This window comes from Synechococcus sp. PCC 7335 (assembly GCF_000155595.1).
GTDB lineage: Bacteria > Cyanobacteriota > Cyanobacteriia > Phormidesmidales > Phormidesmidaceae > Phormidesmis.
This window is the reverse complement of the sequence record NZ_DS989904.1, coordinates 2276093-2292752: the sequence shown is the minus strand read 5'-3', so window position 1 is coordinate 2292752 and position 16660 is coordinate 2276093. Positions and strand designations below refer to the sequence as shown.

At 48.8% G+C, this 16660-nt stretch carries 17 protein-coding genes; 10 read left to right on the top strand and 7 right to left on the bottom strand.

The window, feature by feature from the left end; translation table 11 throughout:
- Window positions 1–54 precede the first annotated feature (54 nt).
- The 7 genes from S7335_RS09895 to S7335_RS09865 all read left to right on the top strand — a co-directional run bounded on the left by S7335_RS09895 (window position 55) and on the right by S7335_RS09865 (window position 5778).
- Window positions 55–918, top strand: a complete 864-nt coding sequence (locus S7335_RS09895; protein WP_006453849.1) for a segregation/condensation protein A — start codon at window positions 55–57, stop codon at window positions 916–918.
- Window positions 919–1025: 107 nt separating this feature from the next.
- Window positions 1026–2237: a magnesium/cobalt transporter CorA gene (corA, locus tag S7335_RS09890; protein ID WP_006454367.1), complete on the top strand. Its 1212-nt coding sequence runs from the start codon at window positions 1026–1028 to the stop codon at window positions 2235–2237.
- 119 nt (window positions 2238–2356) lie between these two features.
- A complete protein-coding gene (locus S7335_RS09885) occupies window positions 2357–2872 on the top strand; it encodes an adenine phosphoribosyltransferase (RefSeq protein WP_006455233.1) in 516 nt (171 codons plus the stop codon).
- Window positions 2873–3066: 194 nt separating this feature from the next.
- A complete protein-coding gene (locus S7335_RS09880; protein ID WP_006454373.1) occupies window positions 3067–4122 on the top strand; it encodes an ABC transporter permease in 1056 nt (351 codons plus the stop codon).
- 39 nt (window positions 4123–4161) lie between these two features.
- Complete coding sequence (locus S7335_RS09875) at window positions 4162–4563, top strand: hypothetical protein (RefSeq protein WP_038016023.1); 402 nt, start codon at window positions 4162–4164, stop codon at window positions 4561–4563.
- Between the two features lie 5 nt (window positions 4564–4568).
- Complete coding sequence (locus S7335_RS09870) at window positions 4569–5060, top strand: GNAT family N-acetyltransferase (protein ID WP_006454748.1); 492 nt, start codon at window positions 4569–4571, stop codon at window positions 5058–5060.
- A gap of 49 nt (window positions 5061–5109) precedes the next feature.
- Window positions 5110–5778, top strand: a complete 669-nt coding sequence (locus S7335_RS09865; RefSeq protein WP_006456346.1) for a MarC family protein — start codon at window positions 5110–5112, stop codon at window positions 5776–5778.
- Window positions 5779–6179: 401 nt separating this feature from the next.
- Here the strand turns inward: S7335_RS09865 and S7335_RS09860 are convergent, their stop codons facing one another.
- Genes S7335_RS09860 through S7335_RS09850 form a run of 3 tightly spaced genes read right to left on the bottom strand, consistent with a single transcriptional unit; the run spans window position 6180 to window position 9151 of the window.
- On the bottom strand, window positions 6180–7889 hold the full coding sequence (locus S7335_RS09860; protein WP_006454798.1) for an NACHT domain-containing NTPase: 1710 nt from the start codon (window positions 7887–7889) through the stop codon (window positions 6180–6182).
- A gap of 55 nt (window positions 7890–7944) precedes the next feature.
- A complete protein-coding gene (locus tag S7335_RS09855; RefSeq protein ID WP_006454347.1) occupies window positions 7945–8535 on the bottom strand; it encodes a Uma2 family endonuclease in 591 nt (196 codons plus the stop codon).
- Window positions 8536–8539: 4 nt separating this feature from the next.
- The gene (locus S7335_RS09850; RefSeq protein WP_006456445.1) at window positions 8540–9151 is read right to left on the bottom strand and encodes a Uma2 family endonuclease; all 612 of its coding nucleotides are present in this window, start codon (window positions 9149–9151) and stop codon (window positions 8540–8542) included.
- 231 nt (window positions 9152–9382) lie between these two features.
- Between S7335_RS09850 and S7335_RS09845 the strand changes: the two genes are divergently transcribed.
- Together S7335_RS09845 and S7335_RS09840 are read left to right on the top strand one after the other, a co-directional pair.
- A complete protein-coding gene (locus S7335_RS09845) occupies window positions 9383–9703 on the top strand; it encodes a nucleotidyltransferase domain-containing protein (RefSeq protein ID WP_006455041.1) in 321 nt (106 codons plus the stop codon).
- A complete protein-coding gene (locus S7335_RS09840; protein WP_038016019.1) occupies window positions 9700–10104 on the top strand; it encodes a HEPN domain-containing protein in 405 nt (134 codons plus the stop codon). The genes S7335_RS09845 and S7335_RS09840 overlap by 4 nt, the downstream gene beginning before the upstream one ends.
- On the opposite strand, the gene uvrA is transcribed toward S7335_RS09840, so the two are convergent.
- Together uvrA and codA are read right to left on the bottom strand one after the other, a co-directional pair.
- Window positions 10105–13080 carry an excinuclease ABC subunit UvrA gene (uvrA, locus tag S7335_RS09835; RefSeq protein ID WP_038017826.1) on the bottom strand — a complete coding sequence of 992 codons (2976 nt, stop codon included), beginning with the start codon at window positions 13078–13080 and terminating at the stop codon, window positions 10105–10107.
- 265 nt (window positions 13081–13345) lie between these two features.
- A complete protein-coding gene (gene codA, locus S7335_RS09830) occupies window positions 13346–14596 on the bottom strand; it encodes a cytosine deaminase (RefSeq protein WP_006453779.1) in 1251 nt (416 codons plus the stop codon).
- A 237-nt stretch (window positions 14597–14833) separates the two neighbouring features.
- On the opposite strand from codA, the gene S7335_RS09825 reads away from it, so the two are divergent.
- Window positions 14834–15241, top strand: a complete 408-nt coding sequence (locus S7335_RS09825; RefSeq protein WP_006453919.1) for a hypothetical protein — start codon at window positions 14834–14836, stop codon at window positions 15239–15241.
- A 40-nt stretch (window positions 15242–15281) separates the two neighbouring features.
- Here the strand turns inward: S7335_RS09825 and S7335_RS09820 are convergent, their stop codons facing one another.
- A complete protein-coding gene (locus S7335_RS09820) occupies window positions 15282–16001 on the bottom strand; it encodes a ComF family protein (protein WP_006454325.1) in 720 nt (239 codons plus the stop codon).
- Window positions 16002–16060: 59 nt separating this feature from the next.
- Entirely contained in the window at window positions 16061–16228 is a 168-nt protein-coding gene (locus S7335_RS27755) for a hypothetical protein (protein WP_157620162.1), read from the bottom strand.
- Window positions 16229–16660: the final 432 nt, after the last annotated feature.

The following is a 16660-nucleotide window of genomic DNA, read 5'->3' as shown; positions in this document are numbered from 1 at the left end:
AGTAAGCGCGAAGTGATTCTATATTGTTTAACCTAGCGGACAGCATAGCTATTTATGTCTAGCTCTTTGGCTCAAAGTGCGATCGCGTTCCTCATAGACCTGGCTGAGAAGGGAGAAATCGATCCCTGGGACGTACAGGTGATAGAGGTGATTGATCGCTTTTTGAAGACGTTGAAAGAAAAGCCAGCCGCTGTCCAACCCACGGAGCAGGGTCGATCTTCTTACGAATCGAGCTTAAATGAATCTGGGCAAGCTTTCTTGTATGCTTCCATGCTGGTGTTGCTAAAAGCAGATACCTTGGTGCGTCATGAATTAGAACAAGCTGAAGAAGACTTTGAAGAAGACTATTTTGAGGATAGTGAGGAATATGACGATACCGAGCTACCGAAAAATCTAGAAAGACACATTCATCGTAGACCGGTTGCGCCGCCGCCGGCAAAGCGTCAGGTGACGCTAGCCGAGCTAATCGAACAATTAGAGTCGATTGCAGCAGCGATGAGTGAGCCTTTAAGAGCGCGATCGCATCGCCCCAAACCCCATTCCAAAAGAGAAGCCGTTCGTGCCATATCCGAGCTAGCTCACCAGGAAAATCTCAACGAAATCGCCGATGCGCTCAACGCCTTTCTCGAAAATCACTGGAGTGATGTATTTGAAGATGCGATCAATTGGATGGACTTTGAGCTATTACTCACGCAGTGGACTAGCTTTCGACCGGATATCCTAGGCGGACCCATCAAAGGCGAACTTACAGAAGCAGACTACAAGCATGAGAAAGTAGGTGTCTTCTGGGGGCTGTTGTTTCTGACCTCACAATCAAAAGTAGAGCTATTACAAGAAAACTTCTACCAGGATCTAAAGGTTCGCCAACTCAATGAGGTAACGCTTGCAGAAGCACCTGCCTATGTGCTGCCAGATTAGTGGGGGCAATAAGTTTAGGTATTAGTAGAACTATTAGTACTACGGCCTAGCACTTATATTGTTTTGAGGCCTTACCAGCCCTTCCCTGTGCCTCAAAGAAAACCCCTATGAACCAGAATCCCAAAAAGCAGCGAGTAGATAAGTGGACCAATAAGCCTGTGCCTCCAAGCATAGAAGAAGGCAAAGAAGAGGAGGAGCGCCGCCACTGGGACTATCACTACGATGAGATAGGAATGGCCCCAGGCACACTCGTCATTGATGAAGATGCTTCACCTACCGAGCTAATGTTAATTGACTACAGCGCTAAGGCCGCTACTCGCAGAAGGCTGCGATCGCCTGAAGAAGCGGCTATCCATCTAAATTCTGAGTCGGTCTCTTGGATAGATTTACAGGGCCTAGGCAACGCAGATGTCCTCAATCGCCTAGGCAAAGTTTTTCATCTACATCCGCTCGTCCTTGAAGACGTTGTCAACGTTCCTCAAAGACCCAAGATCGAGTACTACGGCGAGCAGCTACTGATTATCACTCGCATGGTGATGCTAAATCCAGACGCTGATAAAGGTGAGAATCGCTTTAATAGCGAGCAGCTTAGCTTTGTATTAGGTCAGAACTATCTGTTGACCGTGCAAGAAGAGCCAGATCAAGATTGCTTGAATGCGGTGCGTAATCGGATTCGGACTGGGCAGGGGTTTATTCGCGCTGAAGGCGTGGACTATCTAACCTACGCGTTACTCGATGCTGTGATCGATGCTTATTTTCCTGTGCTAGAAGACTATGGCGAATATATCGAATCGCTAGAAGACGAGGTGATTTTCAATCCGAGCGAACAGACAGTCCAAAAGATATACCAGGCTAGAAGAGAGCTGATGAGTCTACGTCGCTCGATATGGCCTCAGCGAAATGCGCTAAGCAGACTTGTGCGCGATAGCAGTACGCTGATTCGCCCTGAGGTGCGAGTCTATCTACAAGACTGCTACGACCATGTGGTGCAGGTCCTAGATATCGTAGAAACCTACCGGGAGCTAACCGCAAACCTGATGGATGTCTATCTATCCTCAGTTAGCAATCGCATGAATGAGGTCATGAAAACGCTAACAGTAATTTCGTCTATCTTTATTCCACTGACATTTATCGTTGGCGTCTATGGCATGAATTTCAATTCCGCCGCTTCCCCTTGGAATATGCCAGAGCTAGATCTGTATTGGGGCTACCCATTGTGTTGGGCAATGATGATTGCGATCGCGCTTGGCTTGTCTTACTACTTCTGGCGTAAGGGCTGGTTTAACAACACAACGGGTACCCACTTACCCAAAGGATGAAAACCATGCTAGCAAACGTGATACTTAACCTACTTTGCCGCTGCCTGCTAAGATGCCTGTGATTAATCGGCTTCAACCATGCCAACTAACTGCAACTATCCACAAAAGGGGTGCCCACGATGGATCTAAAGGCTCTGATTACAGACATTCCAGACTTTCCACAGCCAGGCATCATCTTTCGAGACATCACTACCCTGCTACAAGATCCAGCAGGGTTGGATCACGCAGTATCGGAGCTTTGTATCAAAGCAAATAGCGTCTCACCTGAGATCATTGCCGGAATCGAGTCACGGGGATTCATTTTTGGCATGCCGGTAGCTCGTCAGATGTCGCAGGGATTTGTGCCTATTCGCAAGGCTGGCAAATTGCCTAGAGAAGTTCACACGGTGGCTTACGCTCTAGAATACGGAGAAGATCAACTAGAGGTTCACCAGGATGCGTTTACACCTGGCACTAAGGTACTGATCGTCGATGATTTACTCGCGACAGGCGGAACAGCAGCCGCAGCCGCAGAACTGGTTGAAAAGGCAGGAGGCACCGTTGCTGGCTTTAGTTTTGTCATTGAGCTAGAAGGGTTGGCAGGGCGCGACAAACTGCCTGCTGACATACCCGTGATGAGTTTGCTCACGTATTGAAGCTTGCGTATTGAGACTCGCGTATTGAAACTTATGGATGAAGCATCACAGACTAAGCGCGGTGGCGCTGCAAATGCTTAGAACAAATGCCTAGAACAAATTTGCTCAAGGCGCTGTTTACAAAAGGCACTATTTACAAGACGCTATTTACCTAAAATGTAGCCTAGCTCAAAGCACTATCTGACCGGCCTGATATGACTCCCTCTTCTCAACAGCTTTCTGTCAACAACAATGCAGGCTCGCTGCTACGTGATTTTTTTCTCGGTGAAACGACTCGCTATGTTGTGAAACGGGTATTGCAGGGTCTTTTGACGCTGCTACTAGCTACAGCGTTTAGTTTCCTAGTCGTACAGCTAGCACCCGGCGACTTCTTAACGCCGTTTCGTCAAAATCCACAAATCTCCCCCGAAACGATTGCCGATCTAGAAACTCGTTTTGGTCTAGACCAGCCGGTCTGGAAGCAGTACTTTCTTTGGCTAAGACAAGTCGTCACCGAGTTTGACTTTGGCATTAGCTTTGCCTATCAAAGACCCGCTCTAGAGCTTTTGTGGGAGCGAGTCCCCAATACAATCCTCCTCTCTGCAGCGTCTATCTTTGTGACCTGGGCGATCGCGATTCCGCTAGGCATTATCAGCGCAGTCAACCAAAACAACCTCATAGATCGCACACTGCGAGTCCTCAGCTACATTGGTCAGGGCTTCCCAACAATTATCACAGGTCTGTTGCTACTCTTCTTCGCGCAGCTAACAACGCCGCTCTTTCCAGTTGGCGGGCGGACCAGTCTTTTCCACGAAGATCTCAATTGGATAGGAAAGCTGTTAGATATTGGTTGGCATCTGATTTTACCGACACTCGCACTTAGCATCACTAGTTTTGCCGGCCTACAAAGACTCATGCGCGGGCAGCTACTAGATGTCTTGCGTCAAGACTATATCCAGACGGCCAGGGCAAAAGGGCTCTCAGAAAGCAAAGTCATCTATGTGCATGCGCTACGAAATGCAATCAACCCTTTAATTACAATATTAGGCTTCGAATTTTCGAGTTTGCTGAGTGGTTCTTTTATTGTAGAAAATTATTTTAGCTGGCCAGGGCTAGGGCAGCTAACGCTAGCAGCGGTACAAACCCAGGATTTGTTCTTGATTATGGCGAGTTTAGTACTAGGCGCGGTAATGCTGATTTTGGGCAATTTGCTAGCAGATCTCGCGCTGTCTTTTGTCGATCCTCGAATTAAGCTATCACGATTAAATTAGACTTGGCTTTGCTTAGACTACGTTAATGGACGATTTCATATGAATCAAACGCGGTCTCTGGCGGGTTTATTGATTGGGTTTGTCGTCTTTGGAATCGTGCTTTGGATTGCGCGCACGGTTCATCAAGAGCTAAACGATACCGGCTTTGCCCAGACGGTTTTGATTGGAACCGCGGGCTGGGCAACAGGTTGGTTAGTAGGTTTCTTGATTGCCCCCACTACCAGTCAAGAGATTAGGAAATTCTCACAGGCGATGTCGACAATCTTAGCGTTCGCCTGTGGTTTTCTGTTGGCAAAGATGGAGCCTTCTCTAACGCCACTCTTTGAGGATGGCAGGTTGATCAATGAACCAATCTATGGGATTCGGCTGATGATCTTTATGATCTGTTTTGCGATCGCAGCTATCAATATGTACACCTACCGCGAAGGGCGACGATTCTAAGAAAGATGAAGGCTAACTTTCTAGTTTCTCCCCTAGAGGTCGATGACGAACCCGTCCTATGGGAAATGCTAATGCATGCGGCCCACGAGTCATCGGTGGAAGCGGTCAAAGCTAATCCTGATTTGGCCCAATACGTTTTAGAGTGGGGTAGAGCAGGTGATCTAGGCGTGATTGCTAAACAGGACAAAGCTGCGGTTGGCGCTGCTTGGGTTCGGCTATGGTCAGCGGAAAACCAAGGCTATGGGTATGTGTCCGACGATATTCCAGAATTGGCGATCGCGGTGGTACCCCGAATGCGCGGCCAAGGGATTGGGACGGTTTTGCTGTCAAAGATCTTGCAGCTAGCTCGGCCTCATTTTCCCGCAGTGTGCTTGAGTATTCGCCAGGATAATCCGGCGCTAAGGCTATATGAGCGGACTGGATTTGTAAAATTTGCTGGCTCTGAGGTGACAAATCGAGCCGGTGGCGTTTCTTTTACGATGCTGTACAGATTCTAAGAGGTAAGTTCCCATTGATCGTAATTGCCTGTTTGCTTGAGGTTGGCTGATGCCTATTAGAGACTTTGCTGACTTTATTCTAGGAAGTATTGCGGCGCTATTTCCCGTCATGGACCCGATTGGCAGCGTCCCTGTCTTTCTAGTATTGACCGCAGGGGTTCCACAATCGCTTCGACATAGCTATGCTCGGCGGATCGCGCTGAATGTGATCTTTTTGCTCATTAGTTTTTTGCTCGTCGGTGGTGGAATTCTTCGGTTCTTTGGCATCTCGCTAGAGGTGGTGCGGATTGCAGGGGGCATTGTCGTCTTCCATGCAGCTTGGAATACGATGAATGCCGAGTCGAAGATGAGCGAGCTAGAAAACCAAGACGCGGCTCAAAAAGCAGGCGAGCATAAAGATATCTCGTTCATGCCTATGACCATTCCTCTCCTGGCCGGACCGGGCTCCATCGCAGTAGTTCTGGGGCTAGCGGCTGAAGCGAGTCGAGGCGCAGGCACGGTTGAAACAGCCCAAAACTTGCTAGCAGTTGTCATTGCCATTGGTTTGATCGGTCTGATCATTTACGTTGCCCTACGCTCTTCTTCTCTGTTGCTCAAGTGGTTAGGTGCCGGAGGAATTCAGGCACTCAGTCGGCTACTGGGTCTGTTTGTGATGGCGATTGGCGTACAGCTAATTTTGAGCGGGCTAGGTGATTGGATTGAGTCTTTGAGCCTGTAAGGCGCGTTTACGAGGTGCCGTTCTATGTGACTTACCACCGTTGATGATGATCGCAGCCCGTAACTGAGCATGTGATTGATAGAATCAGTAACTCCATCTAGTTTGTAGCTCACTTAGTCTGTAGCTGCTTCGGGGATAGTCGGTACGGTCAGGATGCGTGATTCGATGCTTTCCCATACCTCGGAAGATACTCTGGTTGCCCCCTCTTTGCAGCGAATCATTAGCTCACAGATATAGAGATAATCAGCCAGGGCTTGAGATTCTTCTAGAGATAAAGAGGCTGTTTCGGGATCGATACCGAGTGCAAAGAACCAGAGTCCGTAGATAGATTCAATAAACTCTTTCTTTTCTTCACGGCTTGCTTTCTCGTTGGGTTTGCTGTTCTATTTTTCTTCGAGCGATCACACTAAGCCACTAAAATTTACGCTGTGAAATATCTTTGCTCGAGCCTCCGCGCGGTCGAGGGCGCGGTCGAGGGCGAGAAAAATAGCAACAGATCTTTTCGCCGCAGGCTTCAATTTTTCTTCGGATTGGTCGATGGCAGTTTCTGCCCAGTTTATTAGAGCCTTCAGTCGCGGGGTACTGATGTAGCTATCGGCCTGTACCTTCATCTCCAGCAGCAAACTATCTGCGCCTGAGCGACCTAGCATCAGTCCAGGCAATAGGAGAAAAATCTCGCGCCAGCGATTGTCGGTAATATGCTGTCGCACTAGCCCTTTCCACGCATGGTTATCGATTAGATACTGAGCAGCTAGATACTCTTGCAGCGTCAGATGAGAGAAAGAGTACTGATTCTCCATTCGCTCTACCAAGATGCCCTGCCGTACCTCTATCGCATTCAGCACCTTTTCACTATCCAATCCCTTCGGCGCATTCAGATTGCCAGCCAGGAAATTCCTAATTTGACTAGACAGCCACCGCTTATCAAAAAAGAGCTGGTCGCCCTCCATCCCGTCATAGGCAATCTCAGAAAGCAGAATCTCTTCTTGTTCTATACTCAGCCCTTCGTAGATCTCATCTCGCAAGATTCGCTTTTCTGCTGCCCACTCTTCTAGCAATATCCGCAGCGCCTTTTTGTACAGACTGCTGCGGTTGTTTGGAAAGCGCTGAGAAAGGTCATACACCAAACATAGATAGGTCAGCAGCAGCGGCGTATGCGCTAGCTCTTTTGAGGCTTTATTCTCCGACTTTTGCAACACTTCCCAGCACTTCTCAGCAGTTTCGCGTTCTCTATCCGACTCACTACTAAACCAGTTGTTGATGAACTGCTGAATCTGTTCATCATCAAAATCTGCCATCGTCACATTGCTGAATCGCACAAACGCACTACCGCGATATCCAACCGCCGCTACCCGGCAAGACGCGATAAAGCGATTCTTGTCATAGCGATCTACAAAGTCTCGAATCGTCTTTAGCACGTTGTCTAGATTGGCACTCGGCACTTCATCCAAGCCATCCAACATGACCAATAAATTCCCCTGCGTCAGTGCATTCTGCATAAACGCCTCTGCTTCTGGAAAGCCACAAGTCTCAAACTCAGCCGCGATGAACTTGGCAATATTCACATCACTTGCTTCAAACTGCTTCAGCTCCAGCAGTACCGGAATCACTCGCGGCTCATACGTTACACCCTCGTAGTAAAAAGTCCGCAGCGCCTCCAAACCCACCTTTCTCAAGAAAGTGCTCTTTCCCGCACCCGGCCCACCCAGCACCATTAGATACTGCTTTTGATTCGCAATAGCAACACCCGATTGTTTTCTGTCCTTGCGACCTCTACCACTGTATCCACGAAAGCGATTTTGCCGAAAATTCTCTTCTAAAGCGCTCGGGTCAAACTGCAAGATATCCTGGCTATCCAGCAGCTTCACCCCCGTGTAGATGGAAGAGAGGTTTACTGGCTCTCGCATTCCAAGAACCTTTAGCTGACAGTGCCGCTTTTGATACGTCTCTATATATCTTCGAGAAGCGTTAAAGATCGTCTGCTTGCTCTTGTCTCTGATGCCTTTGATCGTATTGGCGATAGCACTACTACTGCCCGCTTTCGTCGTATCAGTGATCAAAGCGGCAATGCCCTCTGCCGCAGCACCTATTAGGAGTTCAGAGCCAGTCATATTGCCATACTGTCAAAGCTTATAGTCGCAGCATACCGCAATGCCCTATTGCTAGCTACGAAGTTTGTTCTGCTTCCACAGTATCCAACCGAACATTCCGATACAGCTTCTCAATCGGCAGCTCAACGCCCATACTCGCAATCTCAACCGTCTCACCTTCTTTGTAGGCAAAATACAACCACATCCGCCCTTCCCCACGCCGAAAACACTCTACCTGCATCCGCTTGGTACTAACCAACACATACTCTTCAAGCGTCGGAATTTGAATGTATTCTTGAAACTTATCTCCTCGGTCTGTGTTTTCTGTGCTATCAGAGAGCACTTCTGCAATCAACTTTGGGAACTGATAGAACTCTACTTCGCTCTTATCGCGTTCATCACAGCTCACCACCAGATCGGGATAGCGATACGAAAGCCCTTCGTTTACCTTGACCTTGACATCAGAGATGTTGATTTCACACCCATCCGCATCTACTTGACTCACTAGCTCGCTATACAAGCTTAAAGCGGCTCTGTTGTGCCCTTTTGTTCCACCCGTCATAGCGAACACTTCGCCATCACAGTACTCATGGCGAATTTCTTGGCGCGATTCCCATACGAGGTATTCGTCAGCAGTCATACGGCGAGGCTGAGGGATGGCAATCATGGTGTCAAGTCCAAATACGACGTAGCTTCAGCACAAAATCGGGCAGAACATCTTCCCCAGAAAGCTCGCTCGGTGCTTCTAAAATTTCCATCGGTTGCCCGGTTCGATAGACTTCTACCTTTCTATTCTTTGGGTCAAGTAGCCAACCTAACCTAGCACCGTTGTCCATATACTCACGCATTTTATCCTGAAGAGGTTTTAGCGTGTCCGAGTCAGAACGCAGCTCTACTACAAAGTCAGGACAAATAGGTGCAAAGGTTTCTTGCTTTTGCTCAGCGCTCAAAGCATTCCATCTTGCTTGACTCACCCAGGACGCATCAGGAGATCGAGTAGCACCGTTCGATAACTTGAAGCCCGTTGAGGATTCAAAGCCTTTGCCCAACACATAATTATTCTCAACCCATGTGCCCAATTGAGCAACAATGCTAAGGTTGCGCTCTCCAGTCTCCCATCCGGTTGGTGGGTTCACTATCAGCTCTCCTTTGGCGGTTCTTTCTAGTTTCAGCTCACGGTTTGCGATCGCGAGCACTTCAAACTGCTCATCAGTCACCGTTAGCAATAGTTCTGTTGGCAGCTCAAGTGAGAGCGTATTGGGTCTTAGCGGCGTCTGTACCATAGCAGTTAGCCTTTTGGCGGCGGATGCTGGGCTAGCACTTTCTTTAGATACTTACCAGTATACGAACCTTCTGTGGCAGCGACGTCTTCTGGGGTGCCTTTTGGCAATGATTTGACCACCGCGATTGCCCACCTAGTCCATCAACCAAATGAACACCTACGGCTGTCAACAGACCAACGAAAGCGATAGGATTAGGAACATCGGACGCAGTCTTGAAGGAGGCGAAGTACAGTGCAAGCATCTGATCGTCAAATCGTCTCAGAGTTTCGCGATCGCCTGAAGAACATCGCATCAATATTAGACTTGCGAATATTTGGATCGCGAGCTGAGGGCAATGCTAGAGAAGAGTCAGATTTGGATGTATTCATCAAGCTATCGGATCTAGATCGTCCCCTCCGAGAAAAAATTCACGACTTAGCGTGGGAAGTGGGCTTTGAGTATGATCGCGTCATCTCTACATTCGTCGTCACGGAGGCACAACTACAAACAGAAGCAGTAGGCGCTAGTCCGCTACTGACTAAGGTCTTTGAAGAAGGCATTGTTGTGACATGAGCAACCAGCTGCATTTGTTGGTTAGATACCGTCTAGATGAAGCTCAAGAAACGCTGAGAGAGGCAGAGTTACTGCTAAGATCTACTGCCTTCAGAGGTAGCATTAATCGTTCTTACTATGCAATGTTCTACGCTCTTTTGGGCCTGTTGGCAACTCGCGGCTTGGGTACCTCTAAGCATAGCGGTGTTATGAGCTTATTTGATCGTGAATTTGTCAAGACGGGGATCTTTGCGAAGGAATTCTCTCGCAGTCTACATCGTGCTTTTGACGAACGGCAGGTTAATGATCATGGCGAAATGCTAAAGCCAGATCAGAAGCTAGCTTCTGCATTGTTAGAACAGGCGCGAGTATTCGTACATGAAGTCTCGGATTATCTGACGAGAACGGGATTTGATCTATGATCAATCTTCTTGCGGCGGATGCTGCCTGAGTACTTCCTTCAGATATTTGCCAGTATACGAACCTTCTGTGGCAGCGACGTCTTCTGGAGTGCCCTGAGCGATAATTTTGCCGCCGCGATCGCCCCCCTCTGGCCCTAGATCAATCACCCAATCACAGCAGCGAATCACATCTAGATTGTGCTCGATCATAATGACCGAATTACCCTTCTCTACCAAACGCTGCACCACATCCAACAGCTTGTGCACATCATAGAAAGATAATCCTGTAGTCGGCTCATCAATCAAATACAGCGTTTTCCCTGTCGATCTTCTAGCCAGCTCACTGGCCAGTTTCATCCGCTGCGCCTCACCGCCTGAGAGGGTCGGCGCTTTCTGGCCTAGCCGCACATAGCCAAGGCCCACATCCACCATCGTCTGCAATCGACTCGCTGCCTTCGGGATATTCTCAAAGAACTTTAAGCCTTCTTCTGCTGTGGTCTCCAACACATCAGAAATGTTCTTTCCCTTATATTTCACTTGCAAAGTCTCGCGATTGTAGCGCGCTCCTTTACATACATCGCACACCACATACACATCCGGCAGAAAGTTCATCTCAATTACGTTCACACCCTGGCCACCGCAGGCCTCACAGCGTCCCCCTTTTACATTGAAAGAGAACTGTCCGCGCTTGTATCCTCTTGCCTTTGCCTCAATGGTCTCCGTATACAAATCGCGAACAACATCAAAGATGCCAGTATATGTTGCAGGATTCGATCTGGGCGTTCGGCCAATAGGAGACTGATCAATCACAATTGCTTTGTCCAAAGCCTTTAATCCCTTGATCGGGTCCATCTCTGCTGGATGCGGAATCTTGCTGCCGAAGTAGTGGCGAATGGCTGGATGCAACAGTTCATTAATCAAAGTCGACTTTCCAGAACCACTGACGCCCGTAATGCAAACGAACTTACCCAGCGGAATATCGACGTCTATGTTGCAAAGATTGTTGAGGTGGGCATTACGAATTTGGATGCTGCGTCCGTTACCAGGTCTGCGTTTGACAGGCGTATCAATCTTTTGACGACCAGAGAGGTAGGCACCTGTCAGTGACGCTTTGCAGTTGAGGATATCTTCTAACTGGCCTTGAGCGACGATTTGCCCACCATGAATGCCAGCGCCAGGACCAATATCAACGATATAGTCGGCTGCTCGCATCGTGTCTTCGTCATGCTCCACTACAATCAGAGTATTACCCAATCCTTTGAGTCTTTGAAGCGTGTTCAACAATCTATCATTGTCTCTTTGATGTAGCCCAATACTCGGTTCGTCGAGCACATACAACACACCACTCAGTCCTGCGCCAATCTGGGTGGCGAGTCGAATTCTTTGTGCTTCTCCGCCCGAAAGGGTCCTGGCTGTTCTGTCTAAGGTTAGGTAGTCAAGACCGACATCTAATAAGAAAGTCAGACGGGCTTTTATCTCTTTGAGGACGAGATCGCCAATAGCCATCTGGCGAGCGGTGAGTTTTGGTGCTTTGCCATTTTCACCCACTAGTTCGTAGACTCTTTCACGACATTCTCGTACAGAAACGCTCGTAAAATCTTTAATCGTATATGGACCAATCCGCACCGCGATCGATTCAGGCTTTAGCCTCGTGCCATTGCAGACTTCACAAGGCTGATCGACAAGGTATTTCTCTAGTTTCTGCTTATATGTCTCAGAAGAGGCTTCTTGATATTGGCGCTGCAACATCGGCAGTACCCCTTCATATCGGCGATGATAGCCTTTGTTCCTACCATAGCGAGAGTCTGTTTCTATGTAGATCTTCTCTTTTGATCCATGCAAGATCACTTCTTTTTGAGATTCTTCTAGGCTAGCCCAAGTAGACTGTAGCTCGAAGCCAAAAGCTTGACCAACGCTGTAGAGCAGTGAGAAATAGTAAGTGTTGTCTTTTTCTGACCAGGGAGCGATCGCAGCATAAACCGGCACCTTTGGATCGGGCACCACTAGCTCCTCAGAAAACCGCTGCAAACTTCCTAGCCCATGGCAGTTTGGGCAAGCTCCATACGGCGAATTAAAAGAGAACAATCGAGGTGATAGCTCATCCATCACCGCGCCATGCTCTGGGCAGGCAAAATTCTCAGAAAAAACAATCTCTTCTGGCACTGCTGGCGCCGACTTTTCCGACTGTTCCGTCTGTCGAGCCGGTAAAACATCAATAATCGCAATCCCCTCAGAGCGCTTTAGCGCAGTCGCCAAAGAATCGACTAATCTCTCTTGAAGATCGTCCTTCTTCACTAAGCGATCAACAACCACTTCAATATCATGTTTCTTGTTTTTATCTAACTCAATATTGTCACCCAGTTCACGCGGTTCACCATTTATCCGAACCCGAACAAAACCCTCAGCCGCCAATGCAGACAATAGCTTTTGATGTGTCCCCTTTTTTCCCCGGACCACCGGCGCCAACAGTTGAAATCGCGTTCCATCTGGCAACTCCATCACCTGATCCACCATCTGATCGATACTTTGTGGAGAGATCGATCTATCGCAATGAGGACAATGAGGCTGCCCTGCGCGCCCATACAACAATCTTAGGTAATCGTAAATCTCCGTCACCGTCCCTACCGTAGAACGCGGGTTATGAGACGTAGACTTCTGGTCAATTGAAATAGCCGGACTTAGCCCCTCAATCGCATCCACATCTGGCTTGTCAACTTGACCCAAAAACTGACGAGCATAGGCACTCAGCGACTCCACATAGCGCCGCTGACCCTCCGCAAAGATCGTATCAAACGCCAAAGAAGACTTCCCAGAGCCCGAAACACCAGTGAACACAACCATCTTGTCTCTAGGCAAATCAAGATTTATATCCTTAAGGTTATGCTGCCTAGCCCCCCTAATTCGAATCAAATTCTTCGTATCCGATAAATTGACTGATAGATCAATTGGCCCATGCCCATTCGACGCTGGCGCAACCTTCCTAGCCTTCTTCGGCATCGACGCACTGACCTCCTGGCCCTCAGTTTTCTTTGCTGCCGTCTTCTTCTTAGTCTTCTCTACTTGGGCAGTACTTTTCGTAGCGGACTGATCCTGGTTTGATTTCTTTTTTGAAGGAGGCATTAGTAGGGTGCAATATGAGAGATTCAGACAAGGTTCAGTCTACGCAAAAACCCGCAAAAACATTGCTTCATGATAGACCACTAAGCCAAGCCAATGGTCCCTCCGCTCAGTACAAAATTGCTATGCCAGGCTTCGACTCCGCTCAGCCCTCGTTGCGAGCCCACCTCACCACCGGCGGCACCGTCTCCACCAAAACCCGCCCCTGCGAAATCACCGTCCTCACCGTCGCCCGATTCAAAAGCGCCTCATACGGACTTTCGGCATCCAACACCACCAAATTCGCAGGCCGTCCCACCGCAATCCCATACCCATCACCTAAATCCAGCGTCCGTGCCCCCCCAGCCGTTACCATCTCAAAACAAGCCTCAATCTCCGCCTGTCCCGTCATCTGGCACACATGCAACGCCATCTCCGCCACCGAGAGTAAATTCCCCGTCCCCAAGCTATACCAAGGATCTTGAATACAATCATGCCCTAAACTCACATTTAGCCCATTTTGCCAAAGCTCCTTCACTCGAGTCACCCCCCGCCGCTTCGGATAAGTATCCGTTCTCCCCTGCAAAGTGATATTGATCAGCGGATTTGCAATAAAATTCAGCCTAGCCCGCTTCAAAACGCCCATCAGCTTAAGCGCATAGGCATCATCATACGAACCAAACGCCGTCGTATGGCTCGCAGTTACCTCCGAACTCAGGCCACTGCGAATACACTCTCCTGCCATCACCTCCAAAAATCGCGACTGCGGATCGTCAATCTCATCACAATGAACATCAATCAACCGGCCATAACGCTGAGCCAACTCAAAGATCTTTTGAACAGAACGGACCCCGTCGTCCTTAGTCAGCTCATAATGTGGAATTCCTCCCACCACATCCGCCCCTAGTCGCAACGCCTCCTCCATTAGCGCTTCGTTTTTAGGGCTGCCGTACAGTCCATCTTGCGGAAACGCCACCACCTGCAAAGTCATCCAGTCCTTCACAGCCTCACGGACTTCCAACAGTCCCTTCAACGCAATCAAATTTGGTTCACTCACATCCGCATGACTACGCACAAACAAAACCCCGTAGCTAGCCTGCTGCTTCAAAGCGCTAATTGCCCGCTGCTTAACATCTTCTACTGTCAAGCTAGCTTTTCTCTCTCGCCAGATATCAATCCCTTCAAACAGCGTTCCGCTTTTATTCCATCTAGGTTCTCCAGCTGTTAGTGCCGAATCTAGATGAATATGCGACTCTACAAACGGCGAGCTTACTAGTCGTCCTTCCATCTTCAGCTCAGTCGCTGCCGTGATTGGCAAGTCAGCATCAATCGCGACAATCCGATCATGGGCGATCGCAATATCTACTACCGAGCCATCGATCAGCCGCCCTTGCCGCAACACCAAAGTCGCATCCACAGCGCTCAAGCCTCCTATTCACCTTATCTATCAAGCTCTATTTATACCAACCGTCCACTAGAATCCGAGACTTTGCTTAGTCCCGATAGAATCTTTGCTCAGTTTGCGCTATATAAAGCAAATCAAACCTGGGTCTGTCAAAAGTATAAAATCTTTGAATAGGGATGCACCCAGCTAGCGGCCTCCCATTGACGCTTATTTACTTTAGGTGTTTCTACACCACGACCTGGCCTTACCATGAAACCACAGCAGGAACTACAGCAGGAACCACAGCAAAACCTTCAGCAGCGTATCGGCCAACAGCGTGTGCAGCATATCGTTGACAGCTACCTTCTTGCAGGGAACGAGCCTGCAGCCTTCGATGCCTATCTTCACACCCTGCTTAGTCAACATCCTGATGGGCTAGTCGAACTTGCGCTAGTAGAGACTCTAGTTAGAAACTGGCTCACTATCCCCATGCAGAAAGGAGTCCCCTTTCTCACTACAGCCCAAGACCAGATCGAACAGTGGCTTCAAGGTCTAGAGCATGTCAGCTTAACGCAAAGTCAGTTTCATCACATTACCGGACTTGATCCTAAAACTGCTTTTGACTGTCTAGAACAGCTACAGCATCAGCCCGCACCAGCCCCCACAGAAATGACTTAGCTCACCGCTAGTTATTGCGCTGGTGCTGCTGACGCTGGTGCTAATCACCAACGGCCCTAGCCACAGCGATCATACCGACAACAGGAACATGCGATCGCCTCAGACTGTCTGCTGCGCTCTTTGCTGTGGTTCCAGTCGTATAGATATCATCTACGAGTAAAATGTTGGGCATAGCTCCAAGCCGCTGACCAAGTCGACGTAGCGGCTGACCGACTTGGAAGGCGTCCTTCAGATTTGCCTGTCGTGCTTTTAGCCCTAGCTGATATTGAGGCAGCGTATTCTCAACGCGGACTAACCCGCCCGCCAATAGTGGCACCCCGCTCGCCTGAGAGAAACTTTGACCAATGACTTTGGCCTGGTTGTAGCCTCTTTGAATCTGCCGATGACGATGCAGCGGGATCGGCAGCACATACAGCGTAGTGGATAGCTTCATAAGCGGCCTGTGCTTTTTCCACTGCTTAGCCAACGCTACTCCTAATACTCGGCCAACATCCGGTCGATAGTCATACTTCAAAGTTCGTAGCGCCTGCTTGAGCGGACCGCTGTAAGGTGCTAGCGCACCGATTAAAAGGGGGTGCTGTTCGCTCGGTGTCCACCCCTTAAAGTCCCTGACCAGATCTTGCAGTTGCCCCTGGCAGTCTGGGCAAAAAGTTTGGTGCTGTAGGCGATCGCACACTGCACATCCCTGACCCAAAAGAAAGCTAAGTCCTGTCCTCACTGCAGAGCGACCCAGCAGACGAGCACTGCTTAGCCTATCCATAGATAATCGCCCAATAGAGTATGACGTTCAAGGCACATCGTTATCAGCACGCGTACTCGCTAATCATCAGTAGACTGCGGCTGAATAGTCTTGGTTGTCCCATCTATAAAAACGAGGTACATCAAATCGAGTTCAGGCGGTTCAGGTTCAGCTGTCACCTTGAATAATTGGTCGGCATCGCTCTGGTTAACGACACCCACGGACTTAGGCTGCTTCAACAAATACATAGGGACGAGTTAGTTAAATAACGAATTGCGAAGATTCTCTTTCATTCTTCCGGATTTAACTGAAATCCAGTGAATCCGAATAGGGTAAGGAACTTTCTCCGAAGGGTTTTCGCCTAAGGGATATTTATTCCAAAAAGGCATCTAGTCTAAAGGGGCATCCTAGTCTTTATTGTCCAAAGAAGCCGACATACTTCACCTTCGAAGCGTTTTTAGATGCGCTCGATGTGGGAGGCATCTCACGGCAGTAGATAGCATTAAGCCAATTAAGCACTTCTCATATAAAGAATTGACAGTGTCTAAAGACGTAGTTTCCTTAAACACTTTCACCTGAAACGAGCGGTTTGAAATGAACTGATTAAAATGCGTTGTTCGCTTCATCATTCCTGTTCCAAGGAACTGTTGAGTAGCTAGTGAATCTTCAGACCGGGGGGC